Here is a 21,350-nt window from a genome sequence, read left to right on the forward strand (position 1 = left end):
CCACCCAGCGGGTCACATGATCAGCTCTTGGCCTCGGTGAGCATGTCCTGCACGATCAGGCCCAAGTCGCCCATCTGGGGGATCAGCTCGAGCCGCTCGTAGACATCCGGCGGCGGGTAGATGCCCGGGTCTTCCAGGATCTCCTCGAGGATGTACGGCGTCGCGGCCTCGTTCGGGCTGCCGTAGTACGTGTAGTTGGTGAGCGCAGCGCCGTTCTGTGCATCCAGCAGGAAGTTGATCATGGCGTGGGCCGAGCACACGTTGTCGGCGTTGTGCGGGATGGCCATGGTATCCACCCAGCGCACGCCGCCCTCCACGGGGATCGTGTACACGTGGGTCTCGTACGCATCGGTCTCGAAGAACGCCTGGGCGAACCCGCCGCTCCAGCCGTGCGCCACGTCGACCTCGCCGTTCACGAGGTCATCGCCGAATGTCACCGAGTCGTACTTGAGCAGCCGCTCGTTGGTGGCCTTGAGCAAGGCACCGGCTTCGCGGATCGCCTCCTCATCGCCTGATTCGATGGTCTCGGTAATGCTGTAGCCGAGGTACTTCAGCGCTGCTGACACCGCCTCGGGCGCATCGTCGAGCAACGAGATGCTGCCCGGCACCAGTGCTGCGGTGTCGGGATCGAAGATGACCGCCCAGCTGGACTCGCCGCCCAGAGCGTCGAGCACGTCGTAGGTCATGCCGATGCCGGTCGTGCCCCACTGGTAGGCCACGTGGAAGCGGTGCTCAGGATCGAAGGGCGGGTTGTCCCATGCGTCGTCGATGTTCACCACGTTGGGCAGGGCGTCGAAGTCGAGCGGCCGCAGCAGATCCTCCGAGATCATCAGCGCCACCATGTAGTCCGACGGCACGACCAGGTCGTAGATGGCAGCGCCCGATTCCACTTGGGTGAGCATCTGCTCGTTGGACTCGTACACCGAATAGTCGACGCTGATGCCGGATTCTTCCTCGAAGGCGAGCAGCAGCTCTTCGTCCATGTAGTCGGCCCAGTTGTAGAAGGCCAAGTCGCCGTCGGTCTCGCCTGGCGCGCAGCCCTCGTCTGGCGGTGCGGTGTCGGTCGCGGTGCCGGTGTCGCCTGCTGCTGCCGTGGTGGCCGGGGCGGCGTCGCTGTCGTCGTCGCTGCCGCACGCTGCGACGAGCAGCACGGCGGCGACGGCGAGCGCTAGCCATCGCGCCCGGCGCGCTCGGGACGCAGTCTTCGCAAGGCTGTTCATGGTTCCTCCCTTGTGGACGCTCCGGCAGAGCATCGCTGTCTCGCTTGCGTTGTCTTGGGACTGTGCTGGCTGTGCCCGGGGCGGCGCGGTCGGCTCACGGCGTGGGGCTCCTCGGTCGCTGCAGCGCCAGCGAGGCCACGACCAGGGTGATCGACGCCGTCAGCATGAGCGTGGAGATGGCGTTCAGCTCGGGCGTCACGCCTTGGCGAATGGAGCTGAACACGTAGACCGGCAACGTCGTTGCCCCTGGCCCTGCCGTGAACGCGGAGATGACCACATCGTCGAGCGAGAGCGTCAGCGCCAGCAGGGCGCCCGCGGCGATGCCTGGCGCAATCAGCGGCAGCGTCACCCTCCTGAACGTACGCCACGGTGAGGCGTACAGATCACGCGCCGCTTCCTCCAGGGTGCGATCGAACTGATCGAGGCGTGCGCGTACGACAACGGCGACAAACGAGATGTTGAACGCGATATGGCTGAGCGCGACCGTCGTGACGCCCAGGGTGAATCTGGGGCCGAACGTGTCGATGAGCTTGAATGCCTCGGCGAAGAACACCAGCAGCATCACCGCCATGGTGATGTCGGGGATGACGATGGGCAGGTAGACGGTGCCGTCCAGCGCCCGCCGGCCCTTGAAGCGGTAGCGGTCGAGCGCCAGTGCCACGGCGGTGCCGAGCACCGTGGACACGATCGTCGAACTGATCGCGACGATCAGCGACACTCGCAGCGCACTGACGATCTGCGTGTTGCCCAGCGCCTCGCCGTACCAGCGCGCCGAGAGGCCTTGCCAGACATTGACCCGCTCGGAGTCGTTGAACGAGAAGACCACCAGCACCACGATCGGCACGTACAGGAATGCGAAGACGAACCAGGCATTGGCCTTCAGCAGATGCCTGGTCGAGCGCTTGGCGCCGGCGGTGCCCAGGTTGCTCATGACCTGTGACTCCTCATCGCGCGACACCCTGCGTTCGCTCGGCATTGGCCGAGTTCCGCTGGTTGATCGCCACAGCGACGAGCATCGCCACGATCACCAGCACGCTGAGCGCGGCGCCCAAGGGCCAGTTTCGGGCTGCTTGGAACTGGCGCGCCACATAGGAGCCGATGAGCAGCGTCTTGGCCCCGCCCAGGATCTCGGGCACCACATAGGAGCCGAAGCTGGGCACGAACACCAGCACGCAGCCCGCCACGATGCCTGAGCGGGTGAGCGGCACGGTCACGCGCCAGAACGCCTTCGCTCCGCTCGCATAGAGGTCGCGGGCGGCCTCCACCAAGCGCCAGTCCATGCGCTCGAGCGCCACGTACAGCGGCAGCACCATGAAGGTGAGGAAGCCGTAGACCATGCCCAGCACCACCGCAGTGGGTGTGAACAGGATCCGGAACGTGCCGAAGCCCATGGCCTCGCTGAGCGCCGAGGCGGGGCCGTTGGACCCGAGCAGGAACCGGATCGCGAAGATGCGCACCAGCCCGTTGGTCCAGAAGGGGATCATCACCAGCACGAGCAGCCGGGCGCGCAGCCGGGGCGGCCGGGTGGCCAGGTAGTAGGCGAACGGGTAGGCGACCACGAGGCACAGCACGGTGGTGAGGAACGCGAGCCAAGCCGAGCGGGCGATGATGCCGAGGATCACGTCGTCGGCGATGCGCTCGTAGGAGTCGAGGTTCCAGCCGCTCAGCGACGTGCGGCCGGTGGACGTGCGGGTCGCGAACGAGTACACGGTGATGAGGCCGAGGGGGACAACGAAGAAGATCAGCAGGTACAGCGCTCCGGGCGTGGCGATGAGCGTGCCGGTTCGCCGTTTCCTGCGCTGCTCGGCCACCTCGGCAGGGGTTAACGACGCCGGCGCATCGGGCCCAGTCGGCGTCAGTGACGCCGGCGCATCGGACCCAGCATCGGTCTGCTGCGCCGCGGCAGGCTTGGCGCGACGCAGCGACGGCATCAGTCCGCGACCACCGTCGTCGCGGCAGGCGACCAGCTGACCGAGACGGGTTCACCGGCAGCGAGCGCTGCCGAGCCGGTCTCTGAGCGTGCCGTGATGGTGGCCGCTTGGCCCCCAGCTCCGGTCCCGCTGGTGCCAGTGGTGGGGCCGATCGCGACCGTGTACACGAAGGCATGCCCGAGGTAGGTGGCGTCGGTGATGACGCCGTCGAGGCATGGGGCGCCGTCCGGCGCCTCGCCGCGGCGATGCAGCCGCACCTGCTCGGGGCGCACGCTCAGCGCCACCGCAGAGCCGGCAGCCAGATCGTTCGCGGCGGCTACCACCGCTCCTGCGTCGAGGCGCACTGCGGCGGGGCTCTCGGTGACGCCTTCGAGCAGGTTGGTGCGCCCGATGAAGTCGGCCACGAAGCGGTTTGCAGGATGCTCGTACACCTCCGCCGGCGTGCCCACCTGCAGCAGCCGGCCCTCCGACATCACGCCCACGCGGTCGCTCATGGCCAGGGCTTCCTCCTGGTCGTGAGTGACGAATACGAACGTGATGCCCACCTCGCGCTGCAGGGCCTTCAGCTCCACCTGCATCTCCTGGCGCAGCTTCAGATCGAGCGCTCCGAGCGGCTCGTCGAGCAGCAGCACCTTGGGGTGGTTCACCAGCGCCCGTGCGAGGGCAACGCGCTGCTGCTGACCGCCCGAGAGCTGCGAGGGCCGGCGGTGCTCCATGCCCTCGAGCTGCACCAGGGCGGTGGCCTCGGCGACCTGGCGGGCGGCGTCGGGGCCGCGGATGCCGCGCATCTGGAGGCCGAATGCGATGTTCTGCTCCACCGTCATGTGCGGGAACAGGGCGTATGCCTGGAACACGGTGTTCACCGGCCGCCGGTCGGGGGGCCACGACGCGACTTCCTCGCCGAAGATCGCCAAGCGCCCCTCGGTGGGGATGTCGAGGCCGGCGATCATCCGCAGGGTGGTGGTCTTGCCGCAGCCCGACGGCCCGAGCAGTGCGAAGAACTCGCCGTCGCCGATCTGCAGGTCGACGCCGTCCACGGCAACCACGTCGCCGAATCGCTTGGAGATGCCGTGCATTTCCACGGCGGGCACACCGGCACCCATCGGGAGCTGCTCGGTGCTGCCGCTCATGTGAGCCCGAGCGGTTCGCACGGGGCGCCGGCGCGCACGGCCTGGGTGCAGATGAAGTCGTGGGCGATGGTGGCCGCGGCGAGCGCAGTGATCTCGGACACGTCGTAGGCCGGCGCCACCTCCACCACGTCCATCCCGACGATGTCGAACGGCGTGAGCCCTCGCACGATCTCGAGCGCCTGCGCCGTGGTCAGCCCGCCCGCCACCGGGGTGCCGGTGCCGGGTGCGAAGGCCGGGTCGAGGCAGTCGATGTCGAAGGTGACGTAGGCCCGGCGGTCGCCGACCCGCTCGCGTACCACCTCCAGCACGGCGGCGGGTCCGTTGCGATGCACCCATGGGGCGCCCAGCACGGCGAAGCCGAAGTCGTCGTCGTTGTGGGTGCGGATGCCGATCTGCACCGACGCCTCGGGATCGATGATGCCTTCACGCAGCGCTCGCAGGAACATCGAGCCGTGGTCGAGGCGGCCCTCGTCGTCGGGCCAGGTGTCGGGATGCGCGTCGAAATGGATGAGCGACAGCGCCCCGTGCTTGGCCGCATGCGCCCGCAGGATCGGATAGGTGACGAAGTGGTCGCCGCCGAAGGTCACCATCTGGGCGTCATGGTCGAGGATCTCGGTGCAATGGGCCTCGATCCGCTCCACGGCCTCGGTCGGGTGGCCGTAGTCGATGAAGCAGTCGCCGTAGTCGACCACGGCGAGGGAGGCGAACGGGTCGAAGCCGAAGGGGTAGGCGTCGAGCTCGGCGAGACCTGTCGATGCCGCCCGGATGGCTCGGGGTCCCAGCCGGGCGCCAGGCCGATTCGAGGTCGCCATGTCGAACGGGATGCCCGACACGACGATGTCGGCGTCTGCGATGTCGCGGGTGTAGCGGCGACGCAGGAACGACAGCGCTCCGCCGTAGGTCATCTCGGGCAGGCGGCCGTGCAGGTCGTCCGAGCGGAATGCCTGATCGCCGAGCGTCTCAGCGTCGGAGCCGGCGATCAAGCCCCCTCCGCTCGCCGCGGCGTCGGTGCTGTCGCTCACGCGCCGCTCTGCTGATCGGGGTTGCGCCAGACGATCAGGGCCGCCCAGCTGTCAGTGGCGGGATCGGTGATGTAGTTGGGCAGGCCGCACACTGCTTCGAAGCCGTTCTCGATCTGGAAGCTCAGCGTGCGGTCGTACAGCCGGCCTTCCCGCACCTCGGCGATGTACTCGTCGGCGCTCATGTTCTCCTTGTGCTCGGCGTAGCCGGGGATGACGCCGCCTGCCACGATGCCGTCCAGGCCGAGATCGGTGCAGACCTGCTTGCGCAGCACGTAGAGCTCGGCGCCGATGCCCTTGCGACGGTGGGAGAGCCGGGTGGCGATGCTGGTGCCGTAGTACCAGCGGCCGTCGGGATCGTGCCCGCTGCCACTGTGGTCTTCAGGGACGAGATCGGCGATCGTGTGAATCGGGTTCTCCCAGTCGAATTCGCAGCGGATGCCGACCCCCATGGCCACCAGCTCGTCGCCGTCGAATCCGGCGAAGCAGCCCTCGGGGAAGTCGTGCGCCAGTTGGGTGAACCCCTGGGCGTCGTAGAGATCTGCACGGTCTGCCGTCGGGTGCGAGGCCAGCTCCAACGCCTCGAGCTCGACGGCCCATTCCGGGACGATGCAGGCGTAGGTCAAGCCTGAGCGTTCGCCGACAGCCACGGCGTTGATGTCACGCATCGCAGACCCCCCGGACAGGCACCTGCGGCGCCTTGCTGCCGCGCGAGACATTACCGCTGCGCTCATCGGCGACCGGGCGCGCTACTAGCGTCCGCGGCATGGCTGCTGCCGCCGACTCCGATCCGTGGTCGCTGGAGACAGCCTCCACTGCGCCGCTGTGGATCGACCGGCTCGACCCGCCCGTCGTGGCCCGTGCTGGCATCGACGGGGACTTGGATGTCGATGTCGCCATCGTGGGCGGCGGATTCAGCGGGCTGTGGACCGCCTACTACCTGAAGCGGCTGGAACCTGCGCTGCATGTGGCCGTGCTGGAGCGGCACCACTGCGGATTCGGAGCTTCGGGGCGAAATGGCGGCTGGGCGGTGGGGGAGCTGGCCGGCTCGGTTGCCGATTACGCCCGGCGTTCCAGCCCCACTGAGTCGAGGCGCCTGGTGCGAGCCGTGTTCGATGCCGTGGACGAGATCGGGCGCGTAGCAGCCGCCGAGGGCATCGACTGCGATTACGCCAAAGGCGGCACGATCAGGGTGGCCCGCACGAGTCCCCAAGCTGAGCGCCAGATCGCCGAAATGGCCGAGGCTCGCAGCTTCGGGCTCACCGAGGACGAGATCCGCCTGCTCGATGCCGAGGAGGCCCGCGAGCAGCTCAATGCCACCGGTGTGCGCAGCGGCATCCTGCTCGGGCCCTCTGCCGTGGTGGATCCCGCCAGGCTGGCACTCGGGCTGGCCTGCGCCGTCGAAGAGGCGGGTGTGGAGATCTACGAGCAGACACGTGCGACCGGCGCCGACGGCGGTGCAGTGCAGATTGCCGCGGAGGGGGCTCGTGGCTCGCCGATGAGCCGCGGCCGCTGCGAAGTTCGGGCACCGGTGATCGTGCGCGCCACCGAGGCCTACACGAGAGACCTGCAGGGCTTGCGGCGCGACATTCTGCCGGTGTATTCGCGGATGATCGCCACCGAGCCGCTGCCCGAAGCGGTCTTCGACGACATCGGCCTGGCGAACCGTCCCAGCTTTGCCGACGACCGCCGCATGGTCACCTACGGCCAGCGCACTGCCGACAACCGGATCGCCTTCGGCGCCACCGGTGCGCCGTACAGCTTCGGCTCCCGGATCGTGCCTGCTGCGGAGGCGCACCTTCCGATGCACCGGCGGATCTGGCGGGTGCTCGCCGAGATGCTGCCGCAGGTGGCCGACGCCCGCATCACCCACCGCTGGGGCGGGGTGCTGGGCATCCCCCGCAACTGGCTGCCCGGGGTGCGCTTCGACCCGCGTACCGGCGAAGGCGTGCTGGGCGGCTACGTGGGCGAGGGCGTCGCGGCGTCCAACCTCGCCGGCCGCACCATGGCCGAGCTGATCGCCGAGCGCGACACCGAGCGCACCAGCCTGCCCTGGGTGGGGGTGAGCTCCCGCCGGTGGGAGCCGGAGCCGCTGCGGTGGCTGGGCGTGCGCGCCAGCCGCGCTTTGCTCGGCGCGGCCGATCAGCGCGAGCTGCGCTCGGACCGGCCCGAGCGCCTGATGTCAGGCGTTGCGCGGCTGCTGCGTGGCGGCCACTAGCACTGTCGCTCACGGGCCGCCCGCGATGCGGCTTCGCCCAGAGCTACCCGTGGTTCCTCGCTTCGCCCGCAGGCCGCTTGGGCTCGGAGCCTGACCTCTGGACGTCAGTCGCAGTCGAGGCGGTAGGCGCCCTGGTGGGGGACCATGATGCCTGCGGTGGGTCCCCCGAAATGGGTGCCGATCACCAGCGTTTCGCCGTCGGCCCAGTCGCCGAACGCAATGTGGCGGGTACGGCGGGCCTCGTCGGGGTCGGTGTCGAACATCGAGCTGAGATCGGGGTCGGCGAGCTGCATCGGGGCGTGCGCCATGTCGCCGGTGATGATTGCCCGCTTGCCGCCGCTGTGGATCACCACCGAGAGGTGCCCCGGTGTGTGGCCCGGTGTCGACTGGAACGACACCTCGGAGCAGATGCTGTCGACAGCTTCGACCATGTTGGCGCGATCCGCGGCTGCGATGGGGGCTACCGAGTCCTCGAACACGGCGTCGCCGAACAGGTCTTCGTGGTTGGCCCAGTAGTCGTACTCGGGCGCGCAGAACAGGTACTCAGCATTGGGGAATGTGGGCACCCATTCGCCGTGGGCGTTCAGGCAGGTGTTCCAGCCCACATGGTCCACGTGAAGGTGGGTGCACACCACATGGGTGATGGACTCGGGCGGGAAGCCCGCTGCAGTCATGTCGTCGAGGAACGGCCCTTGCTGGCGGTGCCACAGCGGGTTGGTGCGTTCCTTGTCGTTGCCGACGCAGGTGTCCACGGCGATGCGGTGCTCGCCCGCCGAGATCACGCAGGTGTGGATGCGCTGCAACAGGTAGCCGTCGTCGCTGACGAAATGCGGGCGCAGCCACGGCGCGGCCTCAGCACGGGCCAGCACGCCGCCCTTGCTGACCCCGTCGTAGAGGAAGCGGGGCGACGTCGGCGTGGTCGACTCCGAGATGGACGTGATGGACACCTCGCCGATCCGCCAGCGCTGCGGCTCGGCACGCTCGCTGCCGGCGTCGTCGCCGCCCGTGCTGTCGGCGGCCTGGGAAGCCTCGCTCTCGGCGGCGGCGTTCACGGCTGGCGTCCGACGTAGCCGAGATAACGGTGCGACATCGGCGCATCGTCGGGCACATCGACTGCGTCGGTGATCAGCCTCCACTTGCGGGGAATGTCGCCCAGTGCTTGCACCCGGGCGAGGCTGGCCTCGCACAGGTCGTCGGGCAGGTCGATGGGGTTGCCGCTGGCCTGGGCCAGGTCCCATGCGTGGGTCAGCGGATCCCACTGCACCATGCCCACGAAGTTCTCGAAGCTCATCGGCCCGAACCAGTATTTGTCCTCGGCGGACAGGTCGGCGCCGTCGATTGCGGCGAGCACGCCGTCGCGGGTGGCCTGCCACTGGGCGGCCGGATCGCCGGCATCGTCGGCCATCTGGGGCATGCCCACTTCGCCGGTGCGGGCGATGCCGGCGAGCGCGTCGAGCACGCCGCACTGGTGGCGCAGCAGCTCACTCGCATCCCAGTCGGCGCACGGCGTGTCGTTGTCCCAGGCATCGTCGGGCACGCCGGCCACCACCGAGTCGAAGAGCGCAACGGAGCGCTTGAATTGGTCAACGATCTCGCTCATCGGCAAGAACCTCCCTGTCGTGGCTGCAGCATGGCGGCGGCCTGCGGCTGATGGATGCGCAGCGTCAGCGACGTCGCGCGCTGCTGCGAGCGCCAAGCCCGCAGGCGCCCGATGCTAGGTGAGCATCGCTGCGGGGGTCGCGCGTTCATGGGGTGCTTGCGTGCATGAGCCGTTGTCCGTGGCTTGGTGGTGTGGTGTCGTGGGGTGCGGGTGTGCCCCTAGGATGCTTGGGCCGTGCTGAGCGTGCGGGTTGCTCTGTGGCCTGTGGACTGATGAGGTTTTGTTGATATGAAGCCGTCTCTTTTTTGGGATGGGTCTGGTTCGTTGCTAGTCCCCCCCCCCCCCCCGGTAATGCGCCGTCGGCGTGTGAAGCGGCTTCGGCGTGCGCACGGCTCGCGTCGGAGTCTGTCGCGGGCGCTGGCGGCGTTGTTGGTGCTGGGGGTGTTCGCTGCGCTGCTGGCGCCTGCTGAGCGCCCGGCGGCGGCTCAGTCGACTTCGACGCTGAGGTTTGCCGAGTCCACCGTCATCACCTCTGAGGGCACCGACGTAACGATCACTGTTGATATCAGCCCGGCGCTGGCCTCTGACAGCCGTGTGCTGATCACTCACAGCAGCGACCACGCCATCTCTCCTGAGGACTACACGGTGTCGGGGCTGGACGCCTCGGGCCATCTGGTGTTGCCGGCGGGGGCGGCCGAGGCCTCCTTCACGGTGCATGCGGTGGCGGACTTCGTCAATGACGACGGCGGCTTCGAGGGCCGCAATGAGACTGTCAGGTTCTCGATGACCGCGGTCGCGGGTGAGCCCTACACCGTGGACAGCGCGGCGTCGAGCCAGGATTTATTCATCCTGGACGACTCGATCCTGTGGGAGGCCACGCTGACGCCCAAGAGCATCGTGAACAACTTGGCTTTGGGCTGTGACACCGACGATGCGACTGCGGCCAACAAGTGCAGCGCCGCGGCGACGCTCGACGACAACAACTTCACGCTGGGCAGCACGACGCTGTCGATCACCTACATCGGGGTGCTGAACTCCACCAAGCTTCTGGAGGTCGAGTTCAGCGCCAGTATCCCCGACGCGCTCACGGGCTACACGCTGCACGTGGGCGGCGACAAGTTCCCCCTGGCCGGCGAATCCGGCACTAGCGTCCAGTGGAGCTCCAGCTTGAGTTGGACCGCGGGCACCGCGGTGCAGATGCGCCTGGAGCCCTCCGAGGCGCCCGACAAGCCCAAGGATGTGGGCGTGTCGGCGGGCGACCGGCGGCTCAACGCCTACTGGCAGCCGCCCGACGACCCGGGCGACTCGGAGGTCACCGGCTATGAGGTGCAGTACAAGGAGTCCTCCGCGCCCGACCGCGGGTCTGACGTGTTGTGGGACGCGACGCTGACCGTGGACCGCAGCGCGCAATTTTTCGGCTGCACTGACTTCAGCGTCCTCGATGCCTGTTCTGTCGCCCTCGACGATGCCGGCTTCAGCCTGGGCGGCGTCGAGTACACAGTCATTGAGCTCGATCTCAGTTCGTCGACCGGCGAGTTGGTGATGGGCTTCAGCACCGATATCGGTGCCCTCGCGGACTATTCGCTGGTCGTCGGCGGCTCCCGTTTCTCGCTGTCGCCCTTCCGGGACTTCAGCTCCACCAGCTGGACGAGCTCCGGCGTCACGTGGACCGACGGCCAGCAGGTCCGGCTGTCGCTCGTCACCAGCGACGGCACCCCAGCCGCCAGAGGCCCCGACGACGGCTGGGTGGACGTCCCGCACTCGGGCACGGGGATCCGCGCCGCGATCGGCGAGGCGGTGTGGTCTTCTACGTTGACGGCTGCTGTTGGAACTGCTGGCAGCGTTAACGGGGTTGGATGTGGTGGCGCTTCTGGCGGGGTGTGCAGCACCGGACTCTCGTCCAACAGCTTCGCTTTTGGCGGGACTACCTACAGTGTGAATGCTCTTCGCATCCTCTCTAGCGGCGGCAACCTTGAGTTTGATGTGACTGATGCTATGCCTGCCGAAGCCGATGGTTGGGTGTTGGTTATAGATGGCGAGGCGTTCAGTTTCGGTGATGCCACGTTTTACAACGCTCGAAACACAGTTGGCTGGTCTGGTCATGGTTTGTCGTGGTCGGCGGGCGATGTGCTGAAGATCGAGTTGCGGCGGGCCGCGCTGGTCAACTACCGGGATTATGACGTGCGGGTGCGGGCGGTGAGCTCGGTCGGTGCCGGGCGGTGGAGTTCGGTGGTGTCTGGGGCGCCGGCGCGTCAGCGTGAGGTGTGGTCGGCGACGTTGACTTCCAAGAGGATCACGGCGGGCGAGACGCGGGGCTGTGCTGCTTTGCCCGCGGCGCAGTGCGCGGCGGCGCTGACCGACTCCACGGTCGATGTGGAGGGGGGCTCGCCTGTCGGGGTGGACCTGGTGCATTTGGAGAATGACCTGTCGTGCGGGGACGACGGCATGTCGCCGTGTGACACGCACAACGCTCTGACTATGTCCCTCGCAGCTGATGGTTTCAGGTCCGATTACACGCTGGTGGTGGGCGATGTGCAGTTCTCGTTCGCGGAGGGCCTCGCATCCGCGGCCAGTGCGCAGTGGCTGTCGAGTGGTTTGGTGTGGAGCGAGTGGGCGGCGGGCCAGTCGGTGGAGCTGCGGATTCTGAAGTCGTTGGTGACGCCGGGCGTTCCGTCGGGTTTGGCGGTTGTGGCCGGGGACGGGATGTTGACGGCGTCGTGGTCGGCGCCGGGCGATGTGGGGGGTTCGGCGATCGTCTTCTATCAGGTGTCGTACAAGGAGCGCGCGGCGCCGGATCGGCTGGACAACCCGACCGGCGATCCTGCTGACGGGTGGGTGTCGGCGGGGCGCGTGGCCCCGGCGGGGTCGGGGCTGTCCCATGTGATCGCCGGTCTCGCCAATTTGACGCAGTATGAGGTGCGGGTGCTGGCGGCGAACACGCAGGGCGCGGGCGGCTGGTCTGATGCGGTGCGCGCGATTCCGCTGCCTGAGGGCACTCTGTGGGCGGCGAAGCTCGTGGTGGCCGACAGGGGCGCGGGGAACTTCGGCTGCGATTGGCCGGGCGGCCCGACGTCGCCGTTGTCGTGCCAGAACGTCGGCTCGCCGGTGATCGAGGACAACGACTTCGTGCTCGACGGCGCGACCTACGGCATCACGACGGTGGGGGTCAACGCGGGCACCCTCACTTTCGGGGTTGGCCAGGCCGGGCCGGCGCTTCCCGCCGGGCTGAGGGCCTATGTGCTGCAGGTGGGCGATGCGCAGTTCCCGTTCGCCAGTCCCGACGTCAACGACGACACCCATACCAAGCAGTGGAGCGGCGGCCCCGCGTGGGCGGAGGGGCAGGTGGTGCAGCTGCAGATCAAGCTGGGCACCGTCCCGACGGGGCTGACCTTGGAGACTTCTGAGACGGCTATTGATGTGTCGTGGACCGCGCCGAGCGACCCGGATTTCGCGGTGGTCGGTTATGACGTGGAGTACAGGCGCCACGATGCGCCCGACGAGGCGGCGACCACGGCGGGCGATGCGGCCACCGGCTGGGTGGACACCGGCCATTCGGGCACCGGCACCGCCGAGCGGATCGCCGGGCTGGACACCTATGGCCGCTATGTGGTGCGGGTGCGGGCGTCCGATGCGGAGGGGCCGAGTTTCTGGTCGTCGCCGGCGGCGGTGCGGGTGCTTCCCGCGGGCCAGCGGGTGGTGTGGGAGTCTGCGCTGACGGTGGGGGAGGTGTCGTTCGGGCTGGGCCACGGCCGGTCGGCGTCGGCGTTGGGGTGCGGCGCGCCCTCAGCCGACGTCCGCTCCGGGCCGGTGTGCTCGTCGGCGATGTCGGCGGGCAGGGTCGCCTTTCGGGGCTCGCCCGTGGGTGTGGCCTATGTGAATCTGGGCTCGGGCCATTACGTCCACTTGGGCTCGAGCACTCTGGCCCATCAGGACTCTGGTGCGGGGACGTTGAGCTTCGCGTTGGAGTCGGTGCTGGGCGAGTGGATGTTCCTGTCGCTGGTCGCCGACGGGAAGGTGTTCCCGCTGCTCACCGGGGAGTCCTACAACTATGAGGCCGTGTCGGGCCGCGCCCCCCAGTTGTTCGCGTGGGCCGGCGCCGGTCTGGGCTGGTCCGCGGGCGACACGGCGGATGTGGCGTTGGTGTACACGCCGCTTTTGTGGATGGAGTCGACGACGAACCGGCCCGACCGCCTCGGCGCGTATCCGATGCACGTGCGCGAGACCCCGCCTGCGGGGTCCATCGTGGACGTGCGCGGCAAGGATCCCGACGAGCCCGCGGGCGCGTTCTACTCGCTGCCGGTGTGGATATCGGAGCCCGCCCCGACCGGCGGGCTGCGGGTCAGCCTCGAGGTGGACCCGGCGAGCACGGCGACGGCGGGGGTGGATTATGAGTGGCTGAACTCCTATGACCCGTTTGTGCCGGCGGACCGGCAGGCCAAGGTGACCACGGCGCCGTATGTGTTCTTCGAGGAGGGCGAGACCGGCTACCACCGGGTGTTCTTGCGCATCGTCGACGACGCGCACGAGGACAGCGGCGAGACGATCATCGTCAAGCCGACAGCTGAGGGGTTCGAGGGCCGCGGGATGGTCATCACGATCTTGAACCACGACACCGGCGCGCCGCCGGGCGCGGCCGAGGCTGCGCCGACCAGCCTCGCCGCGGAGAAGACCGCGGCGGAAAAGCGCGAGCGCGACAAGCCCAGAAAGCCCATCCCGGGCAAGTCCGACAACGCCCGCCTCGGGTCGCTGTCTCTGCGCGACGGCTGGGTGCTGTCTCCCGCGTTCGACCCTGACACGACCGACTACAGGGTCCACCACACCGCCTCCCAGGCCTCCTACATCTCGGTGCTGGCCAAGATCCGCACGGAGCACCCCGAGGCGACGTTCGCCGCTCCCGGCCACGACACCGGCATCGGCTGGTGGTCGCTGGGCACCGGCTACACCTTCCATGAGCCCGTCGCCCTCACCGTGACAGTGACCGCCGCGGACGGGTACACCACCAAGACCTACACGCTGACCACCACCACCGACCCCGTCCCGGTGCCCGCGGTGACCGTCACACCGGCATCGCTGAGCATCACCGAGGGCGCGGCTGGGGCCTACACCGTCGTGCTGGACACGAAACCCAGCCACGACGTGACCGTCACCCCCGCAAGCAGCGACCCCGACGCGGCGGGCGTGTCGCCCGTGTCGGCGACGTTCACCCCCGCGGACTGGGACATCCCGCGGACCTTCACCGTCACCGGCACGGCCGACGGCGACACCGACGACGAGAATGTCACTGTCAGCCACCGGGCCGCGAGCAGCGACGCCCAATATGACGCCATCACCATCGACTCGGTGACGGTCGCGGTAACCGACACGACTGTGGAGCTGCCCGGGCCGGTCACCGCGCTGACGCTGGCCGCCAAGCCGCGCAACGTGACCGTGTCCTGGCAGGCTCCCGACACCGGCGGCGCTGCGGACCGCTACATCGTGCACATCAAGTGCGGCAGAAACGGCAAACACCGCACCGTCGACGCACCCAAGACGACCACTGTGTTCCGCAACCTCAAACCCGGCACGACCTGCAACATATGGGCACGCGCGCAGAACGACGCCGGCAAAGGCCCCCGCACCCACACCACCACCACCCTGCCCCAACAGCAGCCACAACCCGACCCCGAACAAACGGACCCAGAGCAGACAGACCCCGAACAGACAGACCCAGAGCAGACGGACCCCGAGCAGACGGACCCCGAACAGACAGACCCAGAGCAGACGGACCCAGAGCAGCCCGAGCCGCAGCAGTCCGAGCCGGAGCCGCAGCAGCCCGAGCATCCCGGCGACGGCAGGCTCGAGCCGTTCAACGTGCAGGTCGTGCCCGGCGACGGCACCCTGACGGTCACCTGGATCGTGTCGCCGCGCGCCGGCGAAGCCGACGACGACATCCACCACGCCCTGCGCTGGAGCCAGACCCCCGGAGTGTGGGCCAACCCCGCCGGACCCAGAGGCCACCACAACGACGGCATCGTCGTGTGGGGCGGCACCGCCACCTACACCATCACCGGCCTCACCAACGGCATCGCCACCGGCGTGTTCGTCCGCTCATTCACCGGCACCAGAACCGGCGAGGACAGCCCCCACTCCAGCCAATGGATACGCATCAAAGGCGAGAACACCACCCCCAACCCCCCGAACGGCTGACCGGGCGGTCTGGGCGGTCCCAGACAGGCGGCTGCGGTCAGTCGACGAGGTTGACCCGCAAGCCGGCGAGCATCACCTGGCTGCCGTTCACGTAGCAGTCCCGCGCTTGTGCGGCAGCGAGCACGGCGTCGCGGTCCACGGTGGTCACGTCGATGCCGCCGAGGCCTTCGCCGCGGCCGTCGGCTTCGGGCACGAAGCGCAGCATGGCATTGTCGATGGGGATGGAGGGGTGGCCGTCGGCATCGGTCTCGAGGTCGATCTGGGCGATCTGGCTCCAGCGCTCAGCAAGCCGTTGCGCGTCGGGGCTCTGCAGCTCTGCGGCGGCGATGCCGCTCACCATCTCGGTGCGCACATACGGCTCCCAGTAGCCGCCCGCAGGCCACCACGGTCCGCCCACGGTGCCGCCGTCTGGGCCGACCATCTGGTCCATCTCGAACATGGCGCCGCCGGTATCGACGGGGTGCATCTGCATGCCCCGGAAGCCCTCGTCGGGGTAGTCCATGTCGGTGATGATCCTGATGCCGAGCTCGTCGAGGTGCTCACGCCGGGTGGCGAAGTCGTCGATCTCGGTGATCACCATGTAGCCGGTGTCGCCGCCGCGGCGGGCCTGGTAGCGGCCCGCTGTGGTGTTGTCCTGGACGGGCGTGACGCATTCCAGGAATTGCGTGCCCACGGGCCACAGCACGTTCTTCAGGCCGAACACGCCCACGCCAGGATCTGTATGGCAGGGCTCAACACCGAGGACGCACTGGATGTCCGCTGAGGTCTGGGCCAAGTCGGCAGTAGTAACGGCAATCTGACGGAGACGAATCCACATGCGCGCCACCCTAGAGCCTGCCCGCCAAGTGGGTTCTGTGGATGCTCACGGGCGGTTCATGACCCGGTTGACGCTGCACCGCTGCACCGCCCGAATAGAGGCAGGGACGACGTGTCACGCGACTGAGTGCCCCGAGGCCACGATGGCCGTCAGGGGCCGAGTGTGCCGATAGGAGCGACGAACACGCCGTCGGGGCGGCGGTAGCCGTGGCCGGTTGCAGTGATGACGACCAGGTCCGAGGGCGGGCCGATCACGGAGGTGTCGACACGGTCGCGGAGCTTGAGCAGCGCCGCGGCAGCGTGATCGACAGCGGCGCGGGTGCCGAGTTTCACCTCGGCGGCGAGCCATCGGCCGTCGCTGAGTTCGCAGATGATGTCGGCTTCGAGGCCGGTGCTGTCGCGGTAGTGGAACAGCTCGCCGCCGTGGGCCTGGGTGTAGACGCGCAGGTCGCGCACGACAAGTGCTTCGAACAGCAGGCCGAGCAGGCGATGGTCGGCGTCGAGCCGCTCGGGGTTAGCTCGCAGAGCAGCAACCGCGAGTGACGGGTCGGCGAAGAGCCGCTTGGGGCTCTGGCGCAGCCGGGCGCGTGAGCGCAGATCGGCTGACCATGCCGGGAGTTCCTCGACGACGAACAGCCGCCGCAGCACGTCGAGGTAGCTCGACACTGTCGTGCGGTGCAGCGGCTGCTGGCCGCCGGTGTCCGTGGCCAAGGTTCGTTCGGAGGCTTCAGAGGCGACGTTGCGGGCGAGCGATCGCATGAGCCGCATGACTCGGGTCGGGTCGCGAGTCTCGCCGGTGAGTTGAGGAATGTCGGCGCGGCTGACCTCGTTGATGTATCCGAGGCAGTAGCGCTGCGCGGCGGACAGGCTCGCAGAGGTGCTGGCTGGCCATCCGCCGCGGCAGATCGCCTCGATGATGTCGCTGAGGCCGATATCGGTCGGCCCCGCAGACTTGAGGCGGCCCTCGAAGAGTTCGCCCGTGCCGATCTCGCCGCTGGACAGTCTCGACTCGTAGAGCGACATCGGCCGCATCTGCACGCGTGTAATGCGCCCGGTGCCTGTGTGGCGCGTGACATCGTCGGCCGGTGTGGCCGAGCCGGTCAGGATGTAGCTGCCCGCCCGGGTGTTGTCATCGACCGCGGCGCGCACCTGGTTCCAGATGCTGGGCACTATCTGCCACTCGTCGAGCAGCCGCGGACGGGGGCCACGCAGAACACGGCGTGGATCCACCTCGGCTGCTGAGCGTGCTGTGGGATCGGCGCCGAACATCACTTCGCTGCGGGCATGGTGGCGCCCGGTGGTGGTCTTGCCGCAGGCGCGCGGTCCCTCGATCAGCACAGCCGGCAGGCCCTCCATGCAGTCGGCGATCTCCGCATCGACGACCCTCGGCAAGTAGGCCGCCGTGCCTTCGAGCGCGGTACTGGTGTGGTCGGAATCCTGTTCCACAGTTTCCATTATGCCAAAGAGTTGACTGCCAACCAGCCAAAAGCATAATATCTACCCGGCCAAAAGTTAGTATCTGAACCGACCATTTGCAGCCCCAGCCGCACCGGTGGGCGAGCCACCAAGAGCGGACTGTCGATAGGACTCGCTTGGGATGGGTAGAGCGTTTGTACCTGGATCACCTCCGCATCCAGCGAGGTGACCACGAAATCAATCTCATTGCCGAATTCGGGACTCGCTACATCGCTGCCTCGTGCGCTGACGTCACGACGGTAGGCGTGGGTGACAGGCCCGAGCTAATCGGACGGTGTCCTTCGGAGGCGCGGCGTTCGGCTTGGGTCGGCTGGTCAGGCAGCGGTTGTCGAGTCGTCGCCCGCTGTGGTGAGGTGGCCAGTCGGTCTAGTTGGGTCTTGGTGGGGGGATGAGGTCGGATCTCGGCCGGATGGTTCGGGGGATGCCGGCCGGTTGGGCCGACGGTCGGGAGGTGCTCGTCGTGGTCGGCCGCTCGCTGGGGTTTCGATGGGCCAGTGGCGCTGGTGGTGGTCGAGGTGGCAGGGCTCGCACAAGTTTGCGAGGTTTGGGATGTCGGTGTGCCCGCCATCTTCGAAGTAGTCGATGTGGTGGGCATGGCAGCGCTCGGAGTGGGTGGCGCACGCGATGCAGCCGCCGTCGCGGATGGCCAGGATGATCCGTTGCGCTTCGGACGCGCTGCGGACTCGACCCAAGGCGAGTTGGCTCCAATCGCTGTTGAAGATGGCCGGGAGGATCTTGGCGTCGGCGGCGAGCTCGGCAAGCTGATTCGCTGAGATGGGCGTGCCGTCATCGAGCCGAGGGTTGGTGAGCTGTCCCGACACGCTGTCATAGTCAGCGGCAATCACCAGGCTGGCGCCGGGACGTTGGCGGCCCAAGATCAGATCGCACAGGGCATCGGCGTTGCGCTGCGGAAACGTGTCCTCGGCTGAGTCGTCGCGCTGGCGCACGGCGCGCTCGGCCGCAGCGAGCTGCATGCTGACTTGGCGGCCGACAAGGAAGTCGAGATCGGCGTTCAGGTGCCACATGCCGTCGTCGCCCAGCCGCATCGAGCAGCGCCGCTGGTGCCGTTGCAGCGCAAGCTCGGCGTCAGCGGGTTCAACCGTTCCCCCAGGGGTTGCCGCAGCGGCCTCGGCAGCGAGGTCGGCGAAGACCTGCTCGCTCTCATAGGCCAGGGAGTGGCGGGCCACCACATCTGACGGATAGTCCCGGCACAGCCCCAAGAAGTCGGATTCGCTGCGGCGGTGGGTCTTGGGGGTCTCCCGGGCAATCACTTTGGCATGGGACATGTGGATCTCGCCGGCCGCCAGCGCATCGAGCGTGTCTCCCAAGGAGTGCTCTGTGAGCGATTCGGCGAGTCGGGCTTCGCTGCGGGCCTGAGCGCCATTCATGCGCGTGTACTCGCGAAGCTGCCACGCAGCAGACTGCACCCCGTCACGGGACACCAACTCGCCAACCGCAGCCAGATACTCCGCCTCGATGCGGGACCGCTCCGCCGTCAGCTTGACGACACGGTCCAACAGATCGCTGTCGGTCAGCGACTCCAGCCCCAGCCTCGCCGCACACTGCGCCTCGAGGAACGGGCCGCGCTCGGCGCCCCGAACAGCAATCCGGACCTTGGCAGCCTCACGGTTGAGCTCTGCCCAGTCCGGCTCGCCGCCCTCAAGGCCAGCGGGGCCGTCAGAGCGACCGACACGGCGCGCCTCAGGTGCCGCAACACGGCTGCCGGGAAAGCCCTCGACACGCACCTCGCTGAACATGAAGCGAGTATACACACGAATGTTCGCAGAAACAAACATTCGCGCGCAATCGTCTGGGCCAAGGTGGACCGGCCGGAGAACGGGTTCAGCTTGGTAATCGGCGGTTCAGTATGTTGGGTATCGTGCGCCGTCGTGGACCGTCCACATCGCTGGCATCAGTTGCTCGACGATTACTTGCGCCAGCGGCGTTCCCTGGGCAGGGCCGATGGCACCGTTGCGGACGACAAGAGCATTGTCGGGCAGTGGATCGACTACGCGCTCACTCACCACACTGATCCGTCGGCATTTGACGATGGGAGCATCGGCCACTTCATTGAGGTCTATCTGGGACTGCAGGGCAAGGCGCCGGCCAGCTACCGATCCCACATTCGTCAGTGGTGCAACTGGTTGCAGAGTCGGCAGCAGTAAGGCGAGTTCAGCCATCTGGTTCGCTCCCCGGTGCCCGATGGCCGCGTTCTCGACATGCGAAAGTGCAAATGTAGATGAAAGACCCTGCAAATTAGGGGGATAATGAGCTACATTCTGCGGTATGAATGCAGCGGCGGACGCTGTGGAAGCCGAGGGCGGCTACATCGCACGCCTGGCAGATCAAATGCTCGAGTCCGACCTTGCGTCGTGGCCGTCGGTGTTGGTGACCGGTCCGAGGGCGGTCGGCAAGACGACCACGGCCATCAGGCACGCCGAGGCGGTGTTGCGCCTGGACCGACCCGAGGACGCCAGCCTCGTCCGCGACGACCCAGATGCGGCCATCAGTGTCGGACCGTTCCCTCTCCTGCTCGACGAATGGCAGCACACCCCTGAAGTGCTCGGTGCGGTGAAACGCGCTGTTGACGACAGCCTGCATCCCGGCTGCTACGTCGTCACGGGCTCGGCGCGCAACGATCTCATCGCTGGCGCATGGCCCGGCACGGGCCGCTTCTTGGACATCCAGATGTGGCCGCTGGTGGGTCGGGAGCTGCTCGGCGACGCGAGCCAGCCGTCGCTGTTCGACCGCTGGGATTCACCCGACCGATTCACGGTGCCGGACGATCCACCCGACGTGCTGGGGTACCTGAGGCTCGCACTGTCCGGAGGGTTTCCGGGAGCGCTCAGAGCATCCAATGCCCGCCAACGGGAACGCTGGATGCGCAGCTATGTCGACGTCACCACAACACGCGACCTCGACGAGTTCGGCTCGGGACGAGGCCGGCCACGCAGCCCGGGCCGCTTCCGGCGCTACTTGCGGGCATGCGCTCTGCACACGGCCGGCGTAGTGCCCGACACCGCCCTCGCCGAGGCCGCCGACCTCGACCGCAAGACTGCAGCGGGCCATCACGACATTCTGGATGCCCAGCGCCTCATCGTGGACACGCCAGCGTGGCGTTCCAACCGTCTGCGGCGCCTGACGAGCACACCCAAGCGGTATCTCTGCGATTCCGGCCTGGCCGCATGGCTCGCACAGGTCGACTTCGACACTGCACGACGCGATCCCGATGCGCGCGGCCGGCTGCTCGATACCTATGTCGCCGCGCAGTTGCGTGCCGAGGCGGAATCAGCGGACATTCCTGTGTACCTGCATCACCTGCGCAGCCAGCGAGGAGACCACGAAATCGATCTCATTGCCGAATTCGGAGCCCGCGTGGCCGCATTCGAAATCAAGTCCGCAAGTGCGCCCTCGGTGAAGGACGCTCGGCACCTCATCTGGCTGCGCGACAACTTGCCTGCTGAGCAGTTCGCGGGTGGCGTGGTGCTGCACACCGGCCGTCACCGCCGCCGGCTCGACCGAGACATAGAGGCAGTGCCCATCGCAGCCCTCTGGGGCTGAAGCGCACCCGCACAGGCCGCGGACTGCGTGCCGGTCTGCACATCAGGCGGCAGACAAATTTGGCATCAGCTAGCTGGCGAAACGCACATCTGCGGGGCGTCCCAGCGCACGTTTGCGCGACGCTCGACGTCGTGAATTGGGGTTACGCCCCTGAGGGTTCGCGAGGGCGCCTCGCTGCGGAACGAACAGCCCG

General features: G+C 67.9%; 15 protein-coding genes. 4 read left to right on the top strand and 11 right to left on the bottom strand.

Annotated features, from left to right (window positions below; all coding sequences use genetic code 11):
• Window positions 1-20 precede the first annotated feature (20 nt).
• From ACOGI8_RS08550 to ACOGI8_RS08575, 6 genes are all read right to left on the bottom strand, one after another.
• On the bottom strand, window positions 21-1,220 hold the full coding sequence (locus tag ACOGI8_RS08550; RefSeq protein ID WP_419853379.1) for a polyamine ABC transporter substrate-binding protein: 1,200 nt from the start codon (window positions 1,218-1,220) through the stop codon (window positions 21-23).
• Between the two features lie 94 nt (window positions 1,221-1,314).
• A complete protein-coding gene (locus ACOGI8_RS08555) occupies window positions 1,315-2,151 on the bottom strand; it encodes an ABC transporter permease (protein WP_419853380.1) in 837 nt (278 codons plus the stop codon).
• A 13-nt stretch (window positions 2,152-2,164) separates the two neighbouring features.
• Complete coding sequence (locus ACOGI8_RS08560; RefSeq protein ID WP_419853381.1) at window positions 2,165-3,151, bottom strand: ABC transporter permease; 987 nt, start codon at window positions 3,149-3,151, stop codon at window positions 2,165-2,167.
• Complete coding sequence (locus ACOGI8_RS08565; RefSeq protein ID WP_419853382.1) at window positions 3,151-4,281, bottom strand: ABC transporter ATP-binding protein; 1,131 nt, start codon at window positions 4,279-4,281, stop codon at window positions 3,151-3,153. Before ACOGI8_RS08565 ends, ACOGI8_RS08560 begins: the two co-directional genes overlap by 1 nt.
• Window positions 4,278-5,303 carry an agmatinase gene (gene speB, locus ACOGI8_RS08570; RefSeq protein WP_419853383.1) on the bottom strand — a complete coding sequence of 342 codons (1,026 nt, stop codon included), beginning with the start codon at window positions 5,301-5,303 and terminating at the stop codon, window positions 4,278-4,280. The genes ACOGI8_RS08565 and speB overlap by 4 nt, the downstream gene beginning before the upstream one ends.
• Window positions 5,300-5,968 (bottom strand): GNAT family N-acetyltransferase, encoded by a 669-nt coding sequence (locus ACOGI8_RS08575; protein ID WP_419853384.1) that lies wholly within the window; start codon window positions 5,966-5,968, stop codon window positions 5,300-5,302. The genes speB and ACOGI8_RS08575 overlap by 4 nt, the downstream gene beginning before the upstream one ends.
• Window positions 5,969-6,066: 98 nt before the next feature.
• Between ACOGI8_RS08575 and ACOGI8_RS08580 the strand changes: the two genes are divergently transcribed.
• Window positions 6,067-7,518 carry an NAD(P)/FAD-dependent oxidoreductase gene (locus ACOGI8_RS08580; RefSeq protein ID WP_419853385.1) on the top strand — a complete coding sequence of 484 codons (1,452 nt, stop codon included), beginning with the start codon at window positions 6,067-6,069 and terminating at the stop codon, window positions 7,516-7,518.
• 104 nt (window positions 7,519-7,622) lie between these two features.
• On the opposite strand, the gene ACOGI8_RS08585 is transcribed toward ACOGI8_RS08580, so the two are convergent.
• Together ACOGI8_RS08585 and ACOGI8_RS08590 are read right to left on the bottom strand one after the other, a co-directional pair.
• Entirely contained in the window at window positions 7,623-8,570 is a 948-nt protein-coding gene (locus ACOGI8_RS08585; protein ID WP_419853386.1) for an MBL fold metallo-hydrolase, read from the bottom strand.
• Window positions 8,567-9,118, bottom strand: a complete 552-nt coding sequence (locus ACOGI8_RS08590) for a TIGR03086 family metal-binding protein (protein ID WP_419853387.1) — start codon at window positions 9,116-9,118, stop codon at window positions 8,567-8,569. The genes ACOGI8_RS08585 and ACOGI8_RS08590 overlap by 4 nt, the downstream gene beginning before the upstream one ends.
• Before the next feature lie 366 nt (window positions 9,119-9,484).
• On the opposite strand from ACOGI8_RS08590, the gene ACOGI8_RS08595 reads away from it, so the two are divergent.
• Entirely contained in the window at window positions 9,485-15,304 is a 5,820-nt protein-coding gene (locus tag ACOGI8_RS08595; protein WP_419853388.1) for a fibronectin type III domain-containing protein, read from the top strand.
• 37 nt (window positions 15,305-15,341) lie between these two features.
• Here ACOGI8_RS08595 and ACOGI8_RS08600 read toward each other — a convergent pair whose 3' ends face one another.
• From ACOGI8_RS08600 to ACOGI8_RS08610, 3 genes are all read right to left on the bottom strand, one after another.
• Window positions 15,342-16,121 (bottom strand): hypothetical protein, encoded by a 780-nt coding sequence (locus tag ACOGI8_RS08600; protein WP_419853389.1) that lies wholly within the window; start codon window positions 16,119-16,121, stop codon window positions 15,342-15,344.
• 149 nt (window positions 16,122-16,270) lie between these two features.
• Window positions 16,271-17,566 carry an ATP-binding protein gene (locus tag ACOGI8_RS08605; RefSeq protein WP_419853390.1) on the bottom strand — a complete coding sequence of 432 codons (1,296 nt, stop codon included), beginning with the start codon at window positions 17,564-17,566 and terminating at the stop codon, window positions 16,271-16,273.
• Between the two features lie 344 nt (window positions 17,567-17,910).
• Window positions 17,911-19,353: an HNH endonuclease gene (locus tag ACOGI8_RS08610; protein WP_419853391.1), complete on the bottom strand. Its 1,443-nt coding sequence runs from the start codon at window positions 19,351-19,353 to the stop codon at window positions 17,911-17,913.
• Window positions 19,354-19,485: 132 nt separating this feature from the next.
• On the opposite strand from ACOGI8_RS08610, the gene ACOGI8_RS08615 reads away from it, so the two are divergent.
• Both ACOGI8_RS08615 and ACOGI8_RS08620 read left to right on the top strand, forming a co-directional pair.
• Window positions 19,486-19,761 carry a hypothetical protein gene (locus tag ACOGI8_RS08615; RefSeq protein ID WP_419853392.1) on the top strand — a complete coding sequence of 92 codons (276 nt, stop codon included), beginning with the start codon at window positions 19,486-19,488 and terminating at the stop codon, window positions 19,759-19,761.
• Window positions 19,762-19,882: 121 nt separating this feature from the next.
• Window positions 19,883-21,157: an ATP-binding protein gene (locus ACOGI8_RS08620; protein ID WP_419853393.1), complete on the top strand. Its 1,275-nt coding sequence runs from the start codon at window positions 19,883-19,885 to the stop codon at window positions 21,155-21,157.
• Window positions 21,158-21,350 lie beyond the last annotated feature (193 nt).

The sequence above is a fragment of the Candidatus Poriferisodalis sp. genome (genome assembly GCF_965204195.1).
Taxonomy (GTDB): Bacteria; Actinomycetota; Acidimicrobiia; order Acidimicrobiales; family Poriferisodalaceae; genus Poriferisodalis.